We start from the raw sequence: 21,790 nt of genomic DNA, 5'->3' as shown, positions 1-21,790 counted from the left end.
CCCGCGCGTTCCGGTCGCGGCGCTAGCGAACTTCCGGTACCCGGAAGCGCCGTGCCGTCCGCTGGTGGGCCGCCGCCTCGTCGGGGCGGCCCAGCGCCGTGGCCAGCTCGCCGAGGTAACGGGCCACCGGGCCGAGGGTGAGCGCCCCGCTGCCCGCCCCGGCCAGTTCGTCGGCGGCGGGCAGCAGTTCGGGGTACAGGCGCGCGATCCGGGGCCGGTCGTCGAGGGCGAGCGCGGCGCGGGCGGCCAGGCACAGGCGCGCCTCGGACAGCAGGTCGTGCGGCGTCTCCGGCAGGGCCCGCAGCGCGGCGGCGGCCTCGGCGGGGCGGCCGGCGGCGAGCCGGACCAGCGGGCGCACCCACGGCTCGTACGGCCCCCAGTCGGCGCCCGCCGTGAGCAGGGGGCGCTCGTCGTCCTTGGTGGACAGCCGCAGCCCGAGCAGGGCGAGGGGCAGCAGCCCGTGAGCCATGCCCGGTATCCCGCTGCCGGCGAGCCGAGCCTCGGCGGCCCGGTACGCGACCTCCGCCGCCGCGCGGTCCCCGTCGACGGCCGGCCGCAGGGCGGCGTACCACCGGGTGAAGACGCCGACGAGCGGTAGCTCGTACCGCTCGGCCAGCCGGTCGGCGGCGCGGGCGTGGGCGTCGGCGGCGGCCAGGTCGCCGAGCCCGCACCGCGCCTGCAGGCCGATGAGGTGCCCGAGCACCTCGAAGGTCACCAGCTGGTGCGGGGCGGCCAGGTCGACCAGCTCCGCGCCGAGACGGGCACGTTCGGGAGCGAGGCCGGTCCGCCGGAAGGTGTGCATGAAGCGGGCGTTGAGGGCGAAGGCCAGCAGCGCCGGGTCGCCGAGTCGCCGGGCGATCGCCTCCGCCTCTGCGGCCGCCCGGCGGCCACGGTCGGTGGTGGTGCCGCGCAGCTCCAGGGCCAGGGTGCTCAACAGCCGGCTGCGCTGTTCCGCCTGCTCGGCGGGGAGCACCGCCAGGGTGCGTTCGGCGGCCTCGACGACCCGGCGGGAGAGGTCCTCGTCGTCGTTGCGGGTCCAGACGGCCGGGACGTCGAAGGCCGCCAGCACGGTCCCGGTCAGCACCGGATCGTCGATTCGCTCGACGGAGGCGACGGCCTCGGCCCGAAGCCGGCGGGTCTGCGCCAGGTGTCCGGTCACGGCCAGCGCCCGGCCCAGCCCCATCACCGCGCCCAGCCGCCCGCGTACGTCCTGCCCACCCGCCCGGTCGTGGGCGGCGACCGCCTGCTGCCAGAGGCGGGCCGCCTCGTGCGGGTTGCGGCGCCGTTCGGCCCGTTCGGCGGCGGCTGTGGCGTAGCGGGCGGCGCGCGGGGCGGTGGCTCGGCCGCCGGCCTGGGTGAAGTGGTGCGCCAGCGCGGCGACGTCGTCCGGGCGCAGCCGTTCGATCGCCTCCCCGACCTCGGTGTGCCAGCGGGCCCGGCGCGGCGCGGACAGGTCCCCGTAGAGGGTGTCGCGGACCAGGATGTGGGTGAACCGGGTGCCCGGCCCGGTCAGGAAGCCGGCCGGCCCGGCCCGGTCCAGCGCGTCGAGCATGGCGTCCTCGCCGGCGACTGCGGCGAGCACCTCCGGGTCGACGTCCCGGCCGATCACCGCGGCCTGCCGCAGCACGGTCCGGGTGGCCTCCGGCAGCTGCCCCAGGCGGTGCCGGATGACGTCCCGCACGCCGGCCGGGACCGCCGCCAGGGCCGCGTCGCCCTCGGCCGCGAGCAGCCTCGCCAGCTCCCGGACGAAGAACGGGTTGCCGCCGCTGCGCCGGTGGAGCAGCCGCACGGTCGACGGTTCCAGCTCCCGCCCGACGACGGCGCCCGCGACCTCCCCGGTCGCCGCCTCCGACAGGCCGCCGAGATAGACCCGGACGGGTTCGGTCCGGGCGAGCCGGGCCAGGGTCGCGGTCAGCCCCGGGGAGATCTCGGTGGCGCGGAACGTGCCGACGACGAACACCGGCCCGGTGACCGGCTCCGGCCCGGCGAGCAGGGCGGTCAGCAGGTCGAGGGTGTCCGCGTCGGCCCGGTGCAGGTCGTCCAGGACCACGAGCACCGGCCGCCGGCCGGCCGCCGCCGCAAGTCGGGTCGCGGCGGCCCGGTGCAGCCGGAACCGGTCCACGGCGGGGTCCGCCGCCGCTGCGGCGTCCCCGGCGGGGGACGGTCCACCGGTCGCGCCCGTCGGCGCGTCCGGGCCGGATCCGGCGTCCGCTGCGGTCGCCGGCGAGCCGGGATCGGGCGGCGATGAGCCGGCGGTCAGCGCTGCGGTGACCTGCGCCCAGGGCCAGGCGACCGGCGCGCCGTCGTACTCGGGGCTGCGGCCCCAGGCCGTGCTCCAGCCGGCGGCGGCCAACCGCTCGGTGAGCGCCTCGGCGAGCGCGGTCTTCCCGCCGCCCGCCTCGGCGGAGACCAGAGCGAGGCCCGGCCGGCCGCGCCGGGCCACCTCGTCGGCCGCTCGTACCAGGCCGGCCAGCTCCGCGCCGCGCCCGACGAACGGGCGCCGCTCACCGGACACCGGCACCGACGGCTCGCCGCCGGCAGGCGTCGGCACCGCAGCGCCGGCGGCCGGCAGCGCACCGCCGGCGGGCGTCGACACCGCAGCGCCGGCGGGCGTCGAGACCGCAGCGCCGGCGGGCGCGAGCGTCGGCGGCTCGCCTGGCACGGGCCCGGTGACCGGCGTCGGGCGCAGGTGCGGCGCCTGGGCGAGGATGTCGGCCTCGAGCTGTCGCAGCCGCGGGCCCGGGTCCAATCCCAGCTCCCCCACCAGCGTCTCCCGGGCCCGGCGCAGCGCGGCCAGCGCGTCGCCCTGCCGGCCGGCACGGTAGAGGGCAACGGCCAGCAGGTGCCAGGCGTCCTCCCGCAGCGGTTGGGCAGTCGTGTGGGCGCGCAGGTCGGAGGCGGCCTCGGCGGCCCGGCCCAGCGCCAGCAGCGCCTCGGCCCGCCGCTCCACGGCCAGCATCCGCAGTTCGTCGAGCCGGTTGATCTCTCCCCGGGCCCAGCCCTGGTCCGCGAACTCCGCGTACGCCGGCCCTCGCCACAGGGCGAGCGCCGCGTCCAGGCCGGCGAGGGCCGGTCCGGGGCGTCCCGCCGCCAGCAGCGCGCCCGCGCCGGCGACCGCCGTCTCGAACCGCCAGGCGTCGACGGCGTCGGACGCGGCGGCCAGCGCGTACCCCGGCGGGGTGGTGACCAGCAGCCGGGCCGGCTGCCGCGGCGGCCGGTCGGGCTCCAGGGCGCGGCGCAGGTCGGCGACGAAGGTGCGGATGGCGGCCACCGCGCCCTCCGGCGGCTCGGCCCACAGGTCGCCGACGAGCCGATCGACCGGCACCAACCGTCCCCGGGCGACCAGCAGCCGGGCCAGCACGGCGCGCTGCCGGGTCCCCTTCAGCGGTACGGGGCCGCGCTCGCCGACCGCCTCCACCGGCCCCAGCACGCCGAACCGCACCGAGGTCTGGCTGGTCATGTCGCCCACTCTAGGCACCGCAGGGGTCGCCGCACCGGCGCGCCGGCCGGGCCACTCATCGGACGCTGATCCGCCGCTGATCCGCCCCGGGCAGGCTCGGCGCGTACCGGACATCCGAACAGAGAGGCATTCCGTGGATCCCAGGATCAGTGGGTTCGACTACCGACGCGTCACCGTCGCCGACGGCGTGACCCTGAACACCGCCGTCGGCGGCTCCGGCAGCCCGATCGTGCTGCTGCACGGCTTCCCGCAGACCCACCTCATGTGGCGGCACGTCGCCGCCGACCTCGCCGCCGACCACACCGTCATCTGCCCCGACCTGCGCGGCTACGGCGCCAGCGACAAGCCCGCGGACACCGACGGCACGGCGTACGCGAAGCGCACCATGGCCGCCGACGTCGTCGCGCTGGCCCGCGAGCTGGGGCACGACCGGTTCGCCCTGGCCGGGCACGACCGCGGCGCCCTGGTCGCGGTCCGCGCCGGCCTGGACCACCCCGGCGCGGTCACCCATCTCGCCTCGCTCGACGTGCTGCCCACCCTCGACATGTGGGACGTGCTGCACGGCACCAGCGCCGCCGTCGGGTTCCACCTCTACCTGATGGCGCAGCCGCCCGGCCTGCCGGAGCGGTTGATCGCGGCCAGCCCGGACGCCTTCTTCGGCCACTTCCTGGACGTCTGGGCGGGCGACCCGGAGGCGATCCCGGCCGACGTGCGGGCCGCCTACCTGCGGGCCTCCCGGGAGGCGGTCGTCTCCATCGTCGCGGACTACCGGGCGTCGGCCGGGATCGACGTCGAGCACGACCGGGCCGACCACGCGGCCGGTAACCGGCTCCGCATGCCGGTGACCGTGCTCCAGCAGGACTGGGGCGCGGCGCTGGGCTTCGACGCCGCCGCCAGGTGGCGGGCGTGGGCGCCCGACCTGGTGCACGTGCCGGTCAGCTATGGCCATTTCATGGCCGAGGAGGCGCCCGCCGAGGTGGTGAAGGCGCTGCGCGCGCTGTTGGACCGGTGAGGTGTCGGCGCCCGGGGATCCCAGGGCGCAGCCGCTCCCCGGCCGCCACGCCGACCTGCGCTCCGCGCGCTCCCTCAGGCGTGACCCGGTGCGGCCCGCCGTCGCGCCGGAAGACCTGCCACATGGTGCCGAGGCAGCAGGTCACCGCGATCACCCGGCCGACCACCTCCAGCAGGCTGCCGGCGGCCGGGGGGGTTGCCGGAAACGCCGGGCCGTGCGGCTGGGCGCGGCACGCCGTCGCGCCGGGCCCGCTGCCCGGCGCGACGGTGTGGATGGTTCCGCTACGGCTTGAGCACGACCTTGACGCACTCCTCCTGCTTGTTCTTGAAGATGTCGTAGCCGTGGGGCGTGTCGTCGAGCCGCATGGTGTGGGTGATGATGAAGCTCGGGTCGATCTCGCCCTTGCGGATCCGTTCCAGCAGCGGCCGCATGTAGCGCTGCACGTGAGCCTGCCCGGACCGCATGGTCAGCGACCGGTTCATGAACGAGCCCATCGGGAACTTGTCGATGAAGCCGCCGTACGCGCCGACCGCCGAGATGGTGCCGCCGTTGCGGCAGGCCAGCACGGCTTCCCGCAGCGCGTGCGGCCGGTCCGTCTCCACCTTCGCCGCCTGCTTCGCCCGGTCGTACGCGTGCAGCGCCGCGGAGGCGTGGTGCCCCTCCATGCCGACCGCGTCGATGCAACCGTCCGGCCCGCGTCCGGCGGTCATCTCGCGGAGCGCGTCCAGGACGTCGGACTCCTCGTAGTTGATGGTCTCCGCGCCGGTGTTCTCCCGCACCATCCGCAGCCGGTACGGGTACCGGTCGATGACGATGACCCGCTCGGCGCCGAGCAGGAACGCGCTGGCGGCGGCGAACTGCCCGACCGGCCCGGCGCCCCAGATGGCGATGATGTCGCCACGCTCGATGTCGCACATCTCGGCGGCCATGTAGCCGGTCGGCAGCACGTCCGACAGGAACAGCACCTTCTCGTCGGGCAGGTCGTCCTCGATCTTGAGGGCGCCCACGTCGGCGAAGGGCACCCGGACGTACTGCGCCTGTCCCCCGGCATAGCCGCCGAGCAGGTGGGAGTAGCCGAAGATGCCGGCCGGCGAGTGGCCCATCGCCGTCTCCGCGATCGCCGCGTTGGGATTGGAGTTCTCGCAGACCGAGTAGAGACCGCGCTGGCAGGAGATGCAGTCACCGCAGGCGATCGGGAAGCCCACCACCACCCGGTCACCGACGCTCAGCCCGTCCCGTACGCCCTGGCCGAGCTCGACGATCTCGCCCATGAACTCGTGCCCGAGGATGTCGCCCTTCCTCATCGCCGGGATGAATCCGTCCAGCAGGTGCAGGTCGGATCCGCAGATCGCCGACGAGGTGATCCGCAGGATGGCGTCCCGCGGGTTCCGGATCTGCGGGTCGGGGACGTCCTCGACGGCCAGGCTGTTCGGCGCGATCCAGCAGTTGGCTAGCATCGGTTCCTCACCACTCCGCTCCACGCATCGCCACCGGTCGCGCCGGGCGCTGGTTTGCCTGTTGCTGGACGCTGCTGCCGTTCGGGCTGGCGTCGGAGCGGACGATCTCGCCCGTCTCGATCACCTGCTTGAACCGCCGCAGGTCGTCGCAGACCTGCTGCTGGGGGTCCTCACCGAAGAGCTTGGCGACCTTCGCCCCGAGCATCCCGCCCGGCGCCCGGTAACTGATCTGGACGCGCACCTCCGTGCCCCGCCCACCGGCGGCGCGCATGAACCGGACGGTGCCGGAGTTGGGCACCCGTGCGCCCGCCACCGAGCGCCAACTGATCAGCGCGTTCGGGCGGTCGTCGACGATCTCGGCGTCCCACTCCACGCTCTTGCCGGCCGGCGCCCTCGCGATCCACCGCGACCGCCGGTCGCCCGTCATCCGCACCGACCGCAGGTGGTACATGAAGCGCGGCAGGTTCTCGAAGTCGTGCCAGAACCGGTAGACGTCCTCGATGTTCCGGTTGACCGTCACCGCAGCGTGTACCTCGTTGCCGTCCGCGCGCCGGCGCCGGGCGACGCGTACGGCGGTGTAGAGGTCGACCGCGGTGATCCCGGCGACCGCCAGGGTGGTGTACGTCAGCCGCCGTCGCCGTTCCCCGCGCCGCCGCTGCAGCGCCCGTCCGCAGGCGGCGAGGTCCATCGCGTCGCCGGCCACCCGGGTCCACGCCCCCCACCCGGCTCGGCGGGGGACGAGCAGCGCCGCGGCGTGGCCCAGTTCCCGCACCCCGGCGATCCGCAGCACGGTCTGCGCGGTCCGGGAGTCGTCGATGCCGGACAGTCGGCTGACGCGCGATCGCGCGCCGAGGGCGGCGGCGCCCAGCCCGAGGCTGAACCAGCCCAGGAACCGGGCCAGGCCCTCGGACGGGCGGTCCCGACTTGCCCGTTCGATGCCCAGGGCGTCGGTCACCGACCGCACCCCGATCGTGCTCTTTCGAGCCATCCTGCTCACTCCATTCCCCCATGGGTTGCTTCATCGGCGGGTGGACCGGCGCACCACACCCGCCCGTCGACGGGGTCCGCCCGCGGCTCGTCGCGCCCGGTGGCAACGGGCGACCGCCCGTTGCGGTGCCGGGCGCGATCTCCCCCTCGCTCGCCGTGGCCGCTCATTCCCGAAATGCGCGCGATCACGCTCGCCGGACGAGCCGCCGGAGCCGGTGGCTCGCCGTCGGACGACACACCGGCCGGACGGGCTCACGCCAGGTCACCGTCGTCGGCCAGCGCCAGGCCGGCGGCGGCCGGCAGCAGGTGCCGCACCTCCGGCTCGCCCTCGGCGAGTTCCTTGGCCCGTTCCTCGGCCTCGCGGTCGGCGGTCGTCAGCCGACCCCCGTGCTGGCGCAGGTGCTCATCCCAGGACGGCACCAGGTAGACCTCCGCGAACTGGGCCGGGCTCTCGCCCTCGCGGAAGAGTCCCCACCGCATCGCCCCGGTACGCTGCCGGAACCCGCGGACGTGGTCCATCGCATCCAGGAACTCGGCCTCCCGACCGGGCCGGACGGTGTAGGTGACCACCACCAGCACCGGCCCCACCCGGGGATCCGGTTCGAGGGCCAGTTCCAGGGGCGGCCGGTAGGTGGTCGGGTCCTTGTTCAGCCCGCGCAGGTCGGGCAGCGGCCAGATCTGCGACGTCACCGCGCCGATCAGCATCAGCGCGGCCGCCACGAGGAACGCGGCGGCCAGCCCGGCGGCGTCCGCCACCACACCCCAGGCGAACGCGCCGACGGCCTGCCCACCGCCCTGCACGATCTGGTACACGGCCAGGCCGCGGGCGCGTACCCAGCCGGGCAGGAAGAGCTGGATCTCGGCGTTGACGTTGGCGAGGACGGTCACCCAGGCCACCCCGGCCGGCAGCAGGGCGAGCAGCACCACCGGGACGATCCGCACCGACGCCACCACGATCAGCGTGCCGCCGTAGGTCGCCCCGGCCACCAGCAGGAACTGGTTGGCCGACATCCAGGTCCGGATCCTCGGCAGCAGCAGCCCACCGATGATGGCGCCCACCCCGAGCGCGGCCAGCAGCAGGCCGTACCCGCTGGAGTTCATGTGCAGCCGGCGGGCCGCCACCAGCGGCAGCAGCGCCCACAGCGCGCTCGCCGGGATCACGAACACCAGCGCGCGGCGCAGCAGCCGGCGCACGATCGGCGAGTGCCGCACGTACCGGCCGCCGGCCCGCAGCGCGGCGGTGAACCGCTCGGGCACCTCGACGGCGCGGGCGTCGCCGGGCCGCCACCGGAACAGCGCCAGCGCGAAGACCAGGAACGCCACCGCGTTGAGGGCGAAGACCGGGGCCACCCCGATGCGGGCGATCAGCACGCCGGCGGCGGCCGGCCCGACGGCCCGGGCCACGTTGACGCTGATCGAGCCCAGCGCCGAGGCCGACCGGAGCTGGTCCCGGGGCACCAGCTCCGGGATCACCGCCGCCCAGGCCGGCAGGGTCAGCGCCTGTCCCACGCCGAAGGCGAAGGTGAGGGTGAGCAGCAGCGCCGGCGGCATCCGGCCGGTCGCGGTGAGCAGTGTCAGCGCCGCGGCGACCACCACCAGGAACAGCTGCACCGAGATCAGCAGGTGCCGTCGGTCGAAGGTGTCCGCGAGGGCGCCCGCCGGCAGGGCCAGCAGCAGCGTCGGCAGCAGGCTGGCGGTCTGCACCAGGGCGACCAGGGTGGAGGCGTTCGACTGGTGGATCAACAGCCACTGGGCGCCGACCGTCTGCATCCAGGTGCCGATGTTCGCGGCGAGCAGGGCCAGCCACAGGCTGCGGTAGACGGCGGTGCGCAACGGCGCCCACGCCGAGACGGTGACCTCGGCCGTGGCGCCTCCGGGTGTCACCATCGCCCGTCCGCGCGGAGCACGAGTTCGCCGGAGACGTACAGGTCGTCGGGGGCGAGCAGCAGCAGCCGTACGACCTCGGCGGCGACCTGCTCCGGCAGCGCGTAGATCTTGTCGAGGAACTCGTCGCCGACCCGTTCCTGCAACCGCGTCGGCATCGGCCCGGGATGCAGCTCCATCACCTTGATCCGGTTGCTGTGCTGGGCCTCGGCCAGCGACTCGACCAGACTGCTGCCGTAGCTCTTGGTGGCCCGGTAGATCGGGATGCCCGGCCGGGGCTTCGTCACGGCCAGCGCCCCGATGTACACCAGGTTGCCGTGACCCTGCCGGCGCAGGTGGTGCAGCGCCTCCTTGAACACGTACGTGGTGCCCAGGGCGTTGATCTCCACGGCCCGCCGGATCCGCTGCGGGGAGAGGTCCGCCAGGTCACCGCCCGCCCACATCGAGGCGCACGCCGCCACCCCGTCGATCACGTCGTACCGGTCGACCACCTCGGCGAACGCGTCCCGGACCTGCTCGTAGGAGGAGACGTCGCAGATCCGCCCGGCGCAGCCCAGCTCGTCGGCGACCGCGGCGACCTCGTCAGGCACGTCACCGAGGACGGCGACCCGGTGTTCGTCGACGAGCAGGCGGGCCACCGCCAGACCGAGACCGCTGGTGCCACCGATCACCACGAAGGTTCTGGCGCCCATGTCCCTCCCGCTGCCGGCTGCCAACGGCCCTGGCCTTCCCGCTGTCGGAGCATCCACACGTCGGGCGTCGGGGCGGCACGCCCGGGTCGGATCGCGGGCGAAGCCACCGGTACTGGTCCCGGTCAGCCGCGTCCGGCCAGGGATGTCCGCAGCTGTCGGAAGGTGATCGAGTAGCGCAGCTCCGGCACCGGCGGGATGTTGTGCTGCCAGGCCGACCGCGCCGCCCCGGCGAGCACGTACGCCGAGCGAGGCGCCAGCTCCACCTCGTACACCCGGCGCTCCTCGGCCCGGCCGCGCTGGAAGCGCAACAGGCAGGCGGAGCCCAGGGAGAGCCCGACCACGGTCGGCCCGAACGCCGGCGCGTCGCGGTGCCAGCCGATGACCGAGCCGGGCGGATAGCGGGTGACCAGGGCCTGCGCGAGCGTGGCCGCCGGCACGCCGGCGAGCCCGGCGCACCGCTCGCGGACCTCCCGCAGCTCCACCGGCAACGCCTCCGTCTCGGTGAGCTGGAAGGAGCCGTAGTCGTAGTCGAAACCGAAGCGCCGGACCGTACGCCGGGCGATCTGCCCGTGCATCCGGACCTCGAGGAAGTCGTACGCGGCCAGCGCGGTCAGCAACGACCGCTCCTCGTCGCAGCTCACCAGCTCGGGCTGGTAGGTCAGCCCCGCCGGTCGCTCGTGGGTGCCCCGCATCCGCCCCATCAGGCCGACGGTAGCGCCGACCGGCCGGTGGCGTGGCGGCATCGCCGGGCCCGCTCCGCACCGGGCACGCGGCCCGGTCCGGAGCGCTCAGAGGTCAGGCGGTCGCCATCTGACGCACGTGTCGACCCTCGGCGAACTCCTCGACCATCTTGGCGCAGAACGCCGGCAGGTCGCTGGGGCGGCGGCTGGTGACCAGGGCGTTGTCCACCTGCACCTGCTGGTCGACCCAGTTCCCGCCGGCGTTGCGGATGTCGGTGCGCAGGCTCGGGTACGAGGTGACCGTCCGACCGTCGACCATTCCGGTCTCGACCAGGGACCACGGGCCGTGGCAGATCGCCGCCACCGGCTTGGCCTGCTGGAAGAACCCCCGCACGAAGTCCATCGCCGCCGGGTTCATCCGGAGCCGGTCCGGGTTGACCGTCCCGCCGGGCAGCACCAGGGCGTCGTAGTCGGCCGGGTTGGCCCGGTCCAGCGTACGGTCGACCGGGTGGCGGTTGGCCGGGTTGACGTCGTGGTTCATGGCCTGCACCTCGCCGGCGGACAGAGAGACCAGATGCACCTCCGCGCCCGCCTGCTCCGCGGCGGACCGGGGTTGGGTGTACTCGACCTCCTCGACCCCGTCGGTGGCGAGGATCGCGATCCGCTTTCCGGCCAGCGGCTGCTGGTTGTCGCCCATGATGTGCGGCCTCCTTCGCGGCGCCGCCCTCGTGCGGCGCACGGCTGGTCCCGCACGCGTTCCCGTCGCGGGGACGGGCAAACGGTTCCGTGGGCGACCCCGGGTCAGGAAGAATGCCGTGGCCCCCGGGTCACCCGGAACGCTTCCCCACGCAGTACACGTCGCCGGAGTTGACCCGGTACGGCAGCGCCAGCAGGTGGGCGATGATCCGCTCCGCCGACACCCACTCCCCGAAGGCGAACGAGGTGTCGTCGCCCAGCGCGACGTCGAAGCCGTCGAAGCCGAGCGACGTGAGCCGGTCGACGCACCGTCGCGCCAGCGCGCGCTCGATCGTGGTGAACTCGAAGGACAGCGCCGGCAGCGGGCGGTTCAGGCCGGCCAGCACGGCGCCCTCGAAGCCCTCGACGTCGATCTTCACGAAGGTCGGTACGCCGTACCGGTTCAGCAGCGAGTCGAGGGTGACGCAGCGTACGTCGATCTCGTCGTCCCAGACCTCGTGCGCCCAACCGTCCGCGCCGTTCGCCGCCTGGAGGAAGTGGGCGGAGACGGTGGAGATCGTGGGATTACGGGAGTTGACGTGCAGGCGGACGTTCCCGGCGTACGCCCCGCACGCCGCCTCGACCAGCGTGACCTGGTCGTCGCCGGCATAGATGGCGCGGATGGCGCGGTTGCACAGCGGTTGGGGCTCCACGGCCACGACCCGGGCGCCGAGGCGGCGGAAGCTGCCGATCCGGTCGCCCACGTGCGACCCGACGTCGAAGACCAGGTCGCCCGGCGTCACGAACCGCGCGTACAACTCGTCCAGCGCGGCCCCGTGGGACGCGTCGCCGTAGGAGTGGTCCAGCGAGCGGCGAAGTGAGGACATGGCGGGATCGGCCCTGAGTGCCTGAATTGAGCGGGTATGGGCGCTCACTCGCCGACTCTAACTCGATCCGCACGGGCGGACTTCCGCTTCCGGGTCGACCGCTGCCGTAGCCCGCACCGGCTAGCGAGCGCTGCCCGCCTCCCTGAGGGTCAGTCGCAGCCAGGACGCCAGGTCCTCGAGTTCGTGGTGCACCGCGTCCGTCATCGCCGGGGTGAAGGGAACGTCCCGGTGGACCGCGTGCACGACCAGCTCGCCGCTCTTGCGGTCCGCCGTGGCGTCCACCTTCCCGACGAGCCGGTCCTCGTGCAGCACCGGCAACGCGAAATAGCCCCAGCGCCGCTTGGCCTTCGGCTTGTACATCTCCAGCGTGTACTCGAAGTCGAACAGGTCCAGGGTCCGGACGCGGTCGTGCACCAGGCGGTCGAACGGGGACAGCAGGGCGGTGCGCCCGGTGAATGGTCGGCCGATCGCCTCCGGGTCCACCCGCCACGTCCCGCTGACGCCCTCGACGACCGCCGGTTCGCCGGCATCGCCGACGTCGGCCGGCTCGTTGGGTAGGGCGGTCCCCCTGGCCCGCGCGATGCCGAGGGACCGCAGCCGGCGTTCGTTGCGGAGCCGGTGCGCCTCGTCCACCGTCAGCTCCGGCAGGTCGGCCGGGTAGATCCGCTCGGCCAGGTTCCACAGGCGCTGGCGTCCCCGGCGACCGGCGATGGCGATCTCGCCGCGCATCATGAGGAACTCCAGCATCTGGGTGACGTTGCGGTTGTTGGTCCACCCCGTCGACGGCCACGGCACCACGCTGGTGTCCGGGATGTCCCGGGACAGCAGCGGACCGGAGCGGCCGAGCAGGTCGAGGATGTCGCGCCGGAACGCGTCGTTGGCCCGCAGCCACTCCCTGGTGGTGGCGCGGCTGGGCCAGTCGGCCGCACCCGCCAGGTAGAGCCCCAGGTCGCTCACCGGCCGCACCATCGCGTTGTGCTCGAAGAGCGTCCGGTCCTGCTCCAGGGCCCGCTGCAGCTGGTCAGGGCGGTACGACGCCCCGAGGCGGCTCCAGGCGACCAGGTCCGCACTCGGTGCGACGGCGGCGGTCGGGTCGATCTGCAGGAGCGTCAGCTGCCGTACCACCGTCACGAGGTCGGTGGGTCGCGGCGCGCCCAGCAGTTGGGCGCGTACGGCGATGCGGCGCGCCTCGGTGCGATCGAGTCGGTGGACCTCCACGGCGTGAGGCTATCCGCCGTGCGCGGCGAAACCCACCCGGCGGGCCGGCGGGGTTGTCCGCCGGCCCGCCGGTCCGCGGTTCAGCGCCCCGCGGGTACGGTCACCAGCTCTCCGACCGGCTCCGTCGCGGGGGTCGGACGTCGGCCGGCCGCCGCGCGCCGCGGGGACGGGACGGCCAGGGCCGCGAGCGCGGCGGCCAGGGCGAGACCGGTGAGGACCAGAAAGCCCATCGTGAAGCCGGCCTCCCGGGGCAGGCCGTTCACCTGCGGGTGGGCGGTGATCACGCCGCTGACCACGGCGGCGCCGATCGCGCCGCCGATGGTGCGGATGTTGGCGTTCATGCCGGTGGCGGCGCCCGTCTGCCGGGCCGGTACGTTCCCGACGATCAGGTTGGCCATCGACGCGAACGCCAGCCCGATGCCGAGGCCCACGAGGCCACCGGCGACACCGATCTCCCAGCGGGTGTCGTGCGCGACGGTCAGCATCGCCGAGGCGAGTACGTTGAAGGCGGCGCCGGTGGCGAGTTGCGCCTTGGCGCTGAACCGCGACGCCAGCCGACCGGCGAGGATGCCGGCGACGAACATCCCGACCAGCATGGGCAGCATCAGCAGGCCCGCCTGGGTGATGCTGGCGCCGAAGCCGTAGCCGGCGACGATCGGGGTCTGCACGAACTGCGGCAGGAACGCGTAGACGGAGAACATCGAAGCGCCGTACAGCAGGGCCACCAGGTTGGTCGTCCAGACCCCGGGCAGGCGCATCATCCGCATGTCGATCAGCGGGTTGGTGGAGCGGATCTCGGCGACCAGCCAGCCGGCCAGCAGCACCGCGGCGAGGGCCAGCAGGCCGAGCACCCGGCCGGAGGTCCAGCCCCAGGCCGACCCCTTGCTGATCGGCAGCAGCAACGCGACCAGCCAGCCGGAGAGCAGGACGGTGGCCCGCCAGTCGATCCGGCCGGGGGTGCGGAGCGGCGACTCGGGGACGAACAGGTGCGCGGCGAGGGCGGTCAACCCGACGACGACCATCGGGATCCAGAACAGCCACCGGTAGTCGAGGGTGGTGACGATCGGGCCGGCGAGGACGACGCCCAGACCACCGCCGGCCGCGACGATCGCCGAGATGGCGGCGACGGCGGAGGCCACCCGGGCGGCGGGGAACTCGTCGCGGATGATCCCGAACGAGAGCGGGAAGACGGCCCCGCCGATGCCTTGGATGACCCGGGCGACGATGAGCACGCCGATGCTCGGCGCGACGGCGGCGAGCAGGCAGCCGAGCGCGAGCGCGGCGAGGGAGACGACCAGCATCCGCTCCTTGCCGACCATGTCGCCGACCCGGCCGAGGATCGGCGTGAAGATCGACGCGGACAGCAGGTAGGCGGTCAGCACCCAGGTGACGGTGTTCTGGGAGGTGTGCAGGTCGTGCTGGATGGTCGGCAGCACCGGGGTGATCAGCGACTGGAGCATCGCGAAGAACCCGGCGCCGGCCGCCAGGACGAAGAAGGTGAGCCGGCGCGAGCCGCGCCGAACGGTCTCTGTCACGGAGAAAGCTCCATCTGCGTACGGGGAAAGGAGGCTGGCCACCACGAATCAGGCGTCGCGCGGGCGGGCTCGGGGTGGTCGGTTCCGGCGTGCCGCGGCTTGGTCGACGGCGCCGGCCACCGCTGCGCCGGATCCGTGGGAGGATCGGGGTAAGCTATCCGGAGGCATGGCTCCGGACTTTCCGGAGGGGCTCCTCCGCTAAGCTACCGGAGGCATGCCTCCGGATGCAACTACGGCGAGGTGACGCACGTCATGACCAGCGCGGAGCAGCTGCCCGACGTCTTCGCACGGCGGCCCAAACGGGCCGACGCCCGGCGCAACTACGAGTCGCTGATCGGGGCGGCCCGGGAGACGTTCGCGGAGGCCGGCGCGTCGGCCTCGCTGGAGGAGGTGGCCCGACGGGCCGGCGTCGGCATCGGCACCCTTTACCGGAACTTCCCCAGCCGGCGGGAGCTGTTCGAGGCCGTCTACGTCGAGGAGGTCCGGGCGCTCAGCCGGTCCGCCGCAGAGCTGGCCGACCTGCCCGCGTGGGACGCCCTCGTCGCCTGGTTGCGGCGTTTCGTCGCGTACGTCGCCACGAAGCGGGCACTGGCCGAGGAGTTGCTGCACGACTCCGAGGTCTTCCGCAGCTGCCGGACGGAGATCTACACCGCGGGCGAGCCGCTGATGCGTCGCGCCCAGGCCGCCGGAGTGGTACGCGACGACATCAGCTTCGACGACGTGGTCCGGCTGGTCAGCGGCCTCACGATGGCCCAGTTCCCGGAGCCGGACCAGCGTGACCGGGTGCTCGGCGTCGCCCTCGACGGCCTGCGCCCGCCAGCCTGATCCGGCTGCCTAACCGACGAGCTCGGTACGCGGGAGCATCTTCGGCGACCAGGTGACCTGGTAGCGAGCGTCGGCGACCGCCTCGGCGAAGGCCTTGGCCGCGGCCGGGGAGCTCCCGATGCGCCAGTCCAGCTCCTTGTCCACCTCGAACCAGATGAGTCCGATGATGTCCTTGTGTCTGGACAGCAGCTGGAAGGTCTGCTTGATCCATTCGGCCTTGCGCCCGTTGCCGTCGGAGGCGCCGGTCTCGGTGATGACCATCGGTTTCCTGGTGAAGGTCCGGATCTCGGTGATGGTGGGCTTGAAGATCTCGTCGAAGGACCGGTAGTTCGAGAAGACCCCCGTGCCGTAGTAGCCCGAGGCGCCCACCCAGTCGACGTAGTCGTCGCCGGGGTAGAGCTCGGCGAGATTCGCGGTCGTCGTGCTCCATCTGGCATTCGGGCTCCACACCCAGATCACGTTGGTGACCCCGGCGGCTCCGAACACGTCGTGGACATGGCGCCACGCCTTGACGTAGTCGCCCGGCCGGTTGGCGTTGGTCGCCTCGGACCACGGATACCAGTCGCCGTTCATCTCGTGCCCGAACCGGATGGCCACCGGGTAGCCGAGCGACTTGATCCCGTCCGCCCATTTGCGCAGGTAGCTGTCGAAGTCCCCGCGTGCGATGCGGGACAACCGGTAGGCAGGTTGGTTGGACCGGACCTTGTCGACCTCGCGGGCCGGCAGCCTCTCCTTGCGGGCCGCCTGGTCCACCTTGTAGTCCCATGGTTCCCAGCCCAGCATCGGCAGCATGTCCCGGTCACGGATCCGGTCGAAGAGCGTCCGGTCGAAGGTGTCGGATGCCCACCCCGAGCTGAAGAGCATCACCTGCGGCCGGTGTCTCGCGGCGGCCGTGAACATGTTCGTCGCAGTGAAATCGTGCGGGCCCTTCTCGGTCATCACACCGATGAACGCCTTGCCGGCCGGCGGGAAGAATTCCTCAGCCGGTGGGGGCGGGGCGCCCGGTGCAGCCGTTGTCACCGCATTGGCTTCGGCCGTCACCACCGCACCCGGCTCGGCCTTCGCAAGCCGGTCGGACGGCGCGTCCTCCCGGCCCCCGGACGTGGCGATCGGTGCGATGGCGAACGCGTAGGCCAGCAGCAGCGCGCCGATCAGCACCATCAGGAGCCGCGGAACGGTCAACCTCATCATTGCAGAACCCCCTCAGCCGCCACCCGTGACTTCGGCGGGTGGCGTTCCTCGCTGTCGGCGCGAGCGACCGGCTCGGCCAGGTCGTCATCCGCGGACGGATGCTGGTCGGCAGGCAGGGCACGGAACATCTAATCCTCCAGTTCCGTGCGCAGGAGCATGTCCGGCGACCAGGTGAACTGGTAGCGAGGGTCGGCGACCGCCTTGGCGAAGGCCCTTGCCGCGGCCGGTGAGCTGGCGATGCGCCAGTCCACCTCCTTGTCCACCTCGAACCAGATGAATCCGATGATGTCCTTGTGTCTGGACAGCAGCTGGAAGGTCTGCTCGATCCACTCGGCCTTGCGCCCGTTGACGTCGGACGCACCGGTCTCGGTGATGACCAGCGGTTTGCTGGTGAAGACGCGGATATCCTCGATGGTTTGGTTGAAGATCAGGTCGAAGGACCGGTATTCCGAGGTGAACACCGTGCTGTAGTAGCCCGAGATGCCCACCCAGTCGACGTAGTCATCGCCCGGGTAGAGCGTGGAGAGTTTCGGGGTCGAGTCGTCCCATCTGTTGTTCGGGCTCCATACCCAGGTGACGTTGGTGGCCCCGGCGGCCCGGAACAGGTCATGTATGTGCCGCCACGCCTTGACGTAGTCGCCCGGCCGGTTGCCGTTGACCGTCTCGCACCACGGGTACCAGTAGCCGTTCATCTCGTGGCCGAACCGGATGGCCACCGGGTAGCCGAGTGACTTGATCCCGTCGGCCCAGGACCGCAGGTAGCTGTCGAAGTCGCCGCGCGTTATGTGGGACAACCGGTACCGGGGTTGCTCGTTCCGTAACCTGTCGACCTCGCGGGTCGGGAGCCCCTTCCTGTGGGCCGCTTCGCCCGGCCGGTAGTCCCACGGTTCCCAGGCCAGCATCGGTAGCATGCCGCGACCCTTGATCTGGTCGAAGAGAGTCCGGTCGAAGGTGTCGGACGCCCACCCCGAGGTGAAGAGCATGGCCTGTGGCTGACGCTTGGCGGCCGCCGTGAACATGTTCGTCGCGGTGAAGTCGTGTGGGCCCTTCTCGGTCATGACACCGATGAACGTCTTTCCGGCCGGCGGGAAGAGTTCTCGAGCCGGTCGGGGCGACGCGCCGGGTTGGGCCGGCTCCTGTGCTTCGGCCGTCGCCGCCCGGTCGGACCGGGCGTCCCCCCGGCCCCCGGAGCTGGTGACGGGCGCCAAGGTGAAGCCGTAGGTCAGCACCAGCACGCCTCCGCTCAGCATCAGCAGGACCCGCGGAACGGTCACCCTCACCATGGCAAACCCCCGTCAGCCGCCACCCGTGACTTCGGCGGGTGACGTTCTTCTCTCCCGGTCCGAGCGGCGGGCTCGGCCTTCTCCTCGTGCTGCTGCTCGCGGCGGGCCGCGACACTCGACGCGAGCGCGATCAGCGGCGGACCAAGCCCCATCAGGAGGGTCAGGACCGGCCACACCCGGAGCAGGGTGAAGTCGTTGTCCAGCAGGAAACTCGCGCCGAGCACGCCGGCGGCGAAGGCCGCCCAGCAGAAGTGCAGACGGAAGGTGCCGAGCGACTCGGTGGTACGCAGCTTGCCCTTGGCCGTCACCACGAACCCGAGCTTGCGCCGCAGCAGCGCGCCGACACCGGCGGCCACGTAGATCGGACCGGCGAACAGCGCCAGCGCCATGCCGACCAAGCCGATCTCTTCCCGCTCGTGCGGGGCGATGTTGAACCGGCGGAGCCAGAGCCACAGCACGAACCAGGTGGCGATGGTCGAGCCCCACAGCACCGACCACACGGTGACGTCGAGCTGGGCCGCACTCACCCCGGTGAGCAGCGACATGGCGGTGGCGAAGTTGCCGAGCAGCAGGCTGACCGCCACGCTCGGGTAGTAGAACTGGAGCAGGCGGTACTGCCAGCGGCGTCGGGACGGCAGTTCGCGCGGCGCGCGCAGGTCACGGCGGACCAGGATCTCGCAGATGCCGGCGGCCCACCGCTTCTGCTGGTTGAAGTAGTCGGCCCACGAGGTCGGGCCTTCCCCGATGGCCACCACGTCCGGGGTGTAGACGCCCTTCCACTGGTTGCCCGTCTCCGGGTTGACGGCGGCATGGATCCGGATGCTGGTCAGGTGGTCTTCGATGATCGAGTCCTGGTAGCCGCCGATGGTCCGCCACGCGGATGGCCGGTAGAGGTGGCCGGTGCCGGTGAGCAGGGGCGCGTCCAGACCGTTTCCGCCGCGCGCGATGAGGCCGTTGTAGAGGTACTGCTGGACCGAGGCGCCGTGCGCGACCAGGTTCTGGTGCATGTTGCCGTACACCTGCGGGGTCACCACGAAGGCCACGTCCGGGTCGCGGAAGTAGCCGAGCGTGCGTTCGAGGAAGTTCGGCAGCGGCACGTGGTCGGGGTCGACGTTGGCGACCACGTCGTAGTGGTGCTCGTGTTCGGCCCGCCAGGCGTTGTGGTTGCCCGACTTCGTCCTGGCGCGGAACTCACCGTTCGGCTGGTTGTACTCCGGTCGGCCCTTCCGGCTGAAGTGCCGCACCCCGAGCCGCGCGGCCATCTCCCGCACCGCGGGGTCGTCCCCCTCGTCGAGGATCCAGACGTCGACCCGACCGCAGTAGACGATCTGCTTCCACCGCCGCAGGGTCCGCTCCACGACGTCGATCGGTTCCTTGCTGGGCACGATCGTGGTGAGCAGGGCCACCCGCAGGCCGACCGGAGGATCGACCGGGACCGGGTCCTTGGCGTTGAAGGCGAACACCCAGACGACCACGTTCTGCGCGAGGCGGATCAACTCGACGCCGACGACCACGCAGAAGCCGAGCCGGGCCGCCACCGTCTGCCAGCCGCCGAGCCCGATCACGCCCGCTCCGGGTACGTGCTCGGGAAGCAGCAGCCACCCGACGAGCAGCAGCCCGGCCGCGCTGTTGACCAGGACGAGCAGCGTCAGGACCACCCGCGCCGCGGGCGAGACGGCGTGGCGGAACTCGACCGCCGCGCGCGGGTGCCGCGGCGCGACCAGGGGGCCGGCGATGGCGCCGCATCTCGCGTACGCCAGGCGAGCCCTGATGTTCAGCCGGCGACGATCGGGGCGTTGACCGGACGGCGGCTGGGCCGCGTCGTCGACCGGGGTGCCGCCGGCGGAGGTTCCGTCCTTTGTGGCTGAAGACAGGCGCCTATCGGCGACGACGCCCACATTGCCCCCCAAGGGTCCGACTCCTGCTCGCCACGGACTCGACTGTGGCTGAGCCTAAACGTGCAATACGGTCAAACAGTGCGAGTTGCCCCAATCACCGCAGCGGACCACGCCATCCGATCCCGGGTGCGGCGACCGGTCAGAGGTCGGTCCGCTCGTCCACCAGCAGGGCCAGCGTGAGCCCCGTGGGTCGCCAGACCTGCGCCACCTGATACGTCTTTCGGAGCAGCTGCTCCTTCGCGCCGCCGATGCCGTGCACCGGGTCCGGCTGCTCGCCGAGGCGGACCACCCACAGTCGCCGCGCGCCGTGCAGGCACCTGGCGACGTCGGCGCATTCGGACACCGGGAGCCGACCGTCGACGCGGTGTGGAGCCGTGGCGAGCAGGTCCTTCGGCCGGCGGTCGGCGGGGAGGTAGTGCGCCACCACGTTCCGGCCGACCCCGCCACCTCCCGGATCCGACGAGCCGTAGACGACGCCGTCACCGGGTTGCAGCCGAGGTTGGATGATCTCCGCGAGCTGACGGGTCGCCTGCTGATGTCCATCGGGTTCCCGCACGGCCAACTGGGCCGGCGCGACGATCAGGGCGACCGCCGCCAGCACACCCACGGACCATCGGGTGCCCGCCCGGGCGAGGGCGACCGCGCCGAGCGTCGCCCACGCCGGGAGCGTGAAGAGCAGGTACTGCGGCCGCCAGAACGGCGTCGCCTGCGCGATGAGCAGCAGCACGAGCGGCGGCACCACCGCCCAGGCGGTGTAGATGGCAGCGGAGTGCCGCAGCGGGAGGCTGAACAACGCGAGCGCGAGCAGCACGGCCCCCAGTGCGGTGACGCCGAACAGTTCCCGGGGGGTCGCGGCCAGCGCGGTCAGGCTCGGGTGCGAGGCCGGGGCGATCTGCGCGCCGTGCCGCGTGGCGAACCAGAGCAGGGCGGCCACGGGCAGCGCGCCCACGGACGCGGCGGCCAGCCATCGGACAGCGACCGTGCGCCGGAAGGCGAACACGGCCCAGCCGTGGCCGACGAGCAGCAGCAGCGCGACGACGTTGCACAGGCCCAGGACCACCACCGCGCCGGCGTAGCCGGCGAAGCGCCAGTGCCTCGGCCGGTCGATGGCCGCCACGAGGAGGGACGTGGCGAGCACCGCGGCGAGCAGGGTCAATGCGTACGGCTGGGCCTCCTGCGCGTACCGCGCCGACGTCGGCAGCAGCGCGAAGACCACCCCGGCGAGGACACCGGTCCCCGGCGCGAACAGTCGGGCCGCCAGCGCCCCGACGAGCGCCGCGGCCGCGGTCATGGCCAGGATGGAGGGTACGCGCAGGGCGAGATCGGAGGTGCCGAAGCCCGCCGCCCACGCGCGCATCAGCAGGTGGTACGGCCCGACGGCGACATCGTCCGAGCCGAGCATCGACCAGTTGTCCCGCCAGGACGACGCGGCCCGGCCCCAGGTGGCGAGCTCTTCCGTCCGCAGTCCGGGTGCGCCGGCCCGGACGACGCCGAGCAGGCCCATCAGCAGTGCCGGCACCAGCCAGGCGGCGACCCGCCACCGCTGGGGGTCCGTCGCCGGACCGACCGGGTCGGCGCCCTGGTCTTCTCCCCAGGGGTCCTCGACACTGACCGCCGCCGGCCCGAGCCGGGGCAGGACCATGGTTTCCGCGTCCTTCATCGGGATCTCACGCATCTCCGTGGGTTCCGGCGGTCGCGGCCCGCGGCCGCCCCGCGGTGAACGCCGGTCCGGCGTCCTCGTGGTGTGCGGATCGGGCAGCACGAACCCGCCAGGAGCCCCTGGGTCGAGTACTGGATGTCGCTTTGGAGCATATTGAGCGAAACTCACCAGAGTGCCTAGATGCCACAAAAGCCGCTAAAGGGGCGCATGCCGGCGGCAAGCGGCCAATAGTGACATGATCTTGTTAAAGCGTGTCCGGTTCGACACCGGGTACGCCTACGGCGTCGGCCTGTCCTACGCCGAGGCGGCGGAGGTGTGCGGCTGCCCGGTCGGCACCATCCGCTCCCGGATGGTCCGGGGGCCCGGGCGGTGCTCACCTACCTGCGCGCCGGTCCGTCCCGTGGCGGATTGGTGCAGCCGGGGCGGCAGGCCTGACGTCAGCTCTC

The 21,790-nt window shown here is 72.9% G+C and carries 16 protein-coding genes and 1 pseudogene; 3 read left to right on the top strand and 14 right to left on the bottom strand.

The features are described from left to right. Positions 1-22 precede the first annotated feature (22 nt). Positions 23-3,460 carry an ATP-binding protein gene (locus DKT69_RS10555; RefSeq protein WP_109801382.1) on the bottom strand — a complete coding sequence of 1,146 codons (3,438 nt, stop codon included), beginning with the start codon at positions 3,458-3,460 and terminating at the stop codon, positions 23-25. Positions 3,461-3,593: 133 nt separating this feature from the next. On the opposite strand from DKT69_RS10555, the gene DKT69_RS10550 reads away from it, so the two are divergent. Then, positions 3,594-4,472, top strand: coding sequence for an alpha/beta fold hydrolase (locus DKT69_RS10550; RefSeq protein WP_201749570.1), 879 nt, complete (start codon positions 3,594-3,596; stop codon positions 4,470-4,472). A 281-nt stretch (positions 4,473-4,753) separates the two neighbouring features. On the opposite strand, the gene DKT69_RS10545 is transcribed toward DKT69_RS10550, so the two are convergent. The 9 genes from DKT69_RS10545 to DKT69_RS10505 all read right to left on the bottom strand — a co-directional run bounded on the left by DKT69_RS10545 (position 4,754) and on the right by DKT69_RS10505 (position 14,487). Next, on the bottom strand, positions 4,754-5,929 hold the full coding sequence (locus DKT69_RS10545; RefSeq protein WP_109801381.1) for a zinc-dependent alcohol dehydrogenase: 1,176 nt from the start codon (positions 5,927-5,929) through the stop codon (positions 4,754-4,756). Positions 5,930-5,936: 7 nt separating this feature from the next. Further along, positions 5,937-6,917: an SRPBCC family protein gene (locus tag DKT69_RS10540; protein ID WP_109801380.1), complete on the bottom strand. Its 981-nt coding sequence runs from the start codon at positions 6,915-6,917 to the stop codon at positions 5,937-5,939. Between the two features lie 251 nt (positions 6,918-7,168). After that, a complete protein-coding gene (locus DKT69_RS10535) occupies positions 7,169-8,803 on the bottom strand; it encodes an MFS transporter (protein ID WP_109801379.1) in 1,635 nt (544 codons plus the stop codon). Then, a complete protein-coding gene (locus DKT69_RS10530) occupies positions 8,797-9,492 on the bottom strand; it encodes an SDR family NAD(P)-dependent oxidoreductase (RefSeq protein WP_109801378.1) in 696 nt (231 codons plus the stop codon). The genes DKT69_RS10535 and DKT69_RS10530 overlap by 7 nt, the downstream gene beginning before the upstream one ends. Positions 9,493-9,614: 122 nt before the next feature. After that, entirely contained in the window at positions 9,615-10,193 is a 579-nt protein-coding gene (locus DKT69_RS10525; RefSeq protein ID WP_109801410.1) for an alpha-ketoglutarate-dependent dioxygenase AlkB, read from the bottom strand. Positions 10,194-10,287: 94 nt separating this feature from the next. After that, positions 10,288-10,869, bottom strand: a complete 582-nt coding sequence (locus DKT69_RS10520) for a type 1 glutamine amidotransferase domain-containing protein (protein WP_109801377.1) — start codon at positions 10,867-10,869, stop codon at positions 10,288-10,290. Positions 10,870-10,999: 130 nt separating this feature from the next. Next, complete coding sequence (locus DKT69_RS10515; protein WP_375373554.1) at positions 11,000-11,782, bottom strand: FkbM family methyltransferase; 783 nt, start codon at positions 11,780-11,782, stop codon at positions 11,000-11,002. Positions 11,783-11,854: 72 nt separating this feature from the next. Next, positions 11,855-12,952: a DNA glycosylase AlkZ-like family protein gene (locus tag DKT69_RS10510; RefSeq protein ID WP_109801375.1), complete on the bottom strand. Its 1,098-nt coding sequence runs from the start codon at positions 12,950-12,952 to the stop codon at positions 11,855-11,857. 80 nt (positions 12,953-13,032) lie between these two features. Beyond that, entirely contained in the window at positions 13,033-14,487 is a 1,455-nt protein-coding gene (locus DKT69_RS10505) for an MFS transporter (protein WP_109801374.1), read from the bottom strand. 252 nt (positions 14,488-14,739) lie between these two features. Between DKT69_RS10505 and DKT69_RS10500 the strand changes: the two genes are divergently transcribed. Then, positions 14,740-15,312: a TetR/AcrR family transcriptional regulator gene (locus DKT69_RS10500; RefSeq protein WP_201749569.1), complete on the top strand. Its 573-nt coding sequence runs from the start codon at positions 14,740-14,742 to the stop codon at positions 15,310-15,312. Between the two features lie 9 nt (positions 15,313-15,321). Here DKT69_RS10500 and DKT69_RS10495 read toward each other — a convergent pair whose 3' ends face one another. The 4 genes from DKT69_RS10495 to DKT69_RS10480 form a co-directional block, all read right to left on the bottom strand. Next, positions 15,322-16,500, bottom strand: a complete 1,179-nt coding sequence (locus tag DKT69_RS10495; protein ID WP_236647602.1) for a glycoside hydrolase family 26 protein — start codon at positions 16,498-16,500, stop codon at positions 15,322-15,324. 131 nt (positions 16,501-16,631) lie between these two features. Next, positions 16,632-17,786 carry a glycoside hydrolase family 26 protein gene (locus tag DKT69_RS10490; protein ID WP_109801371.1) on the bottom strand — a complete coding sequence of 385 codons (1,155 nt, stop codon included), beginning with the start codon at positions 17,784-17,786 and terminating at the stop codon, positions 16,632-16,634. Continuing rightward, the gene (locus tag DKT69_RS10485) at positions 17,780-19,696 is read right to left on the bottom strand and encodes a glycosyltransferase family 2 protein (RefSeq protein ID WP_236647600.1); all 1,917 of its coding nucleotides are present in this window, start codon (positions 19,694-19,696) and stop codon (positions 17,780-17,782) included. Before DKT69_RS10485 ends, DKT69_RS10490 begins: the two co-directional genes overlap by 7 nt. 127 nt (positions 19,697-19,823) lie before the next feature. Next, on the bottom strand, positions 19,824-21,359 hold the full coding sequence (locus tag DKT69_RS10480) for a glycosyltransferase family 39 protein (RefSeq protein ID WP_236647577.1): 1,536 nt from the start codon (positions 21,357-21,359) through the stop codon (positions 19,824-19,826). Between the two features lie 268 nt (positions 21,360-21,627). Between DKT69_RS10480 and DKT69_RS10475 the strand changes: the two are divergent. Then, positions 21,628-21,702, top strand: a pseudogene (locus DKT69_RS10475) (sigma factor-like helix-turn-helix DNA-binding protein); the annotation flags it as partial. Positions 21,703-21,790: the final 88 nt, after the last annotated feature.

This window comes from Micromonospora sicca (assembly GCF_003172935.1).
Classification (GTDB): domain Bacteria; phylum Actinomycetota; class Actinomycetes; order Mycobacteriales; family Micromonosporaceae; genus Micromonospora; species Micromonospora sicca.
The sequence above is the reverse complement of the archived record's forward strand: the minus strand, read 5'-3'. Positions and strand labels throughout refer to the sequence as shown.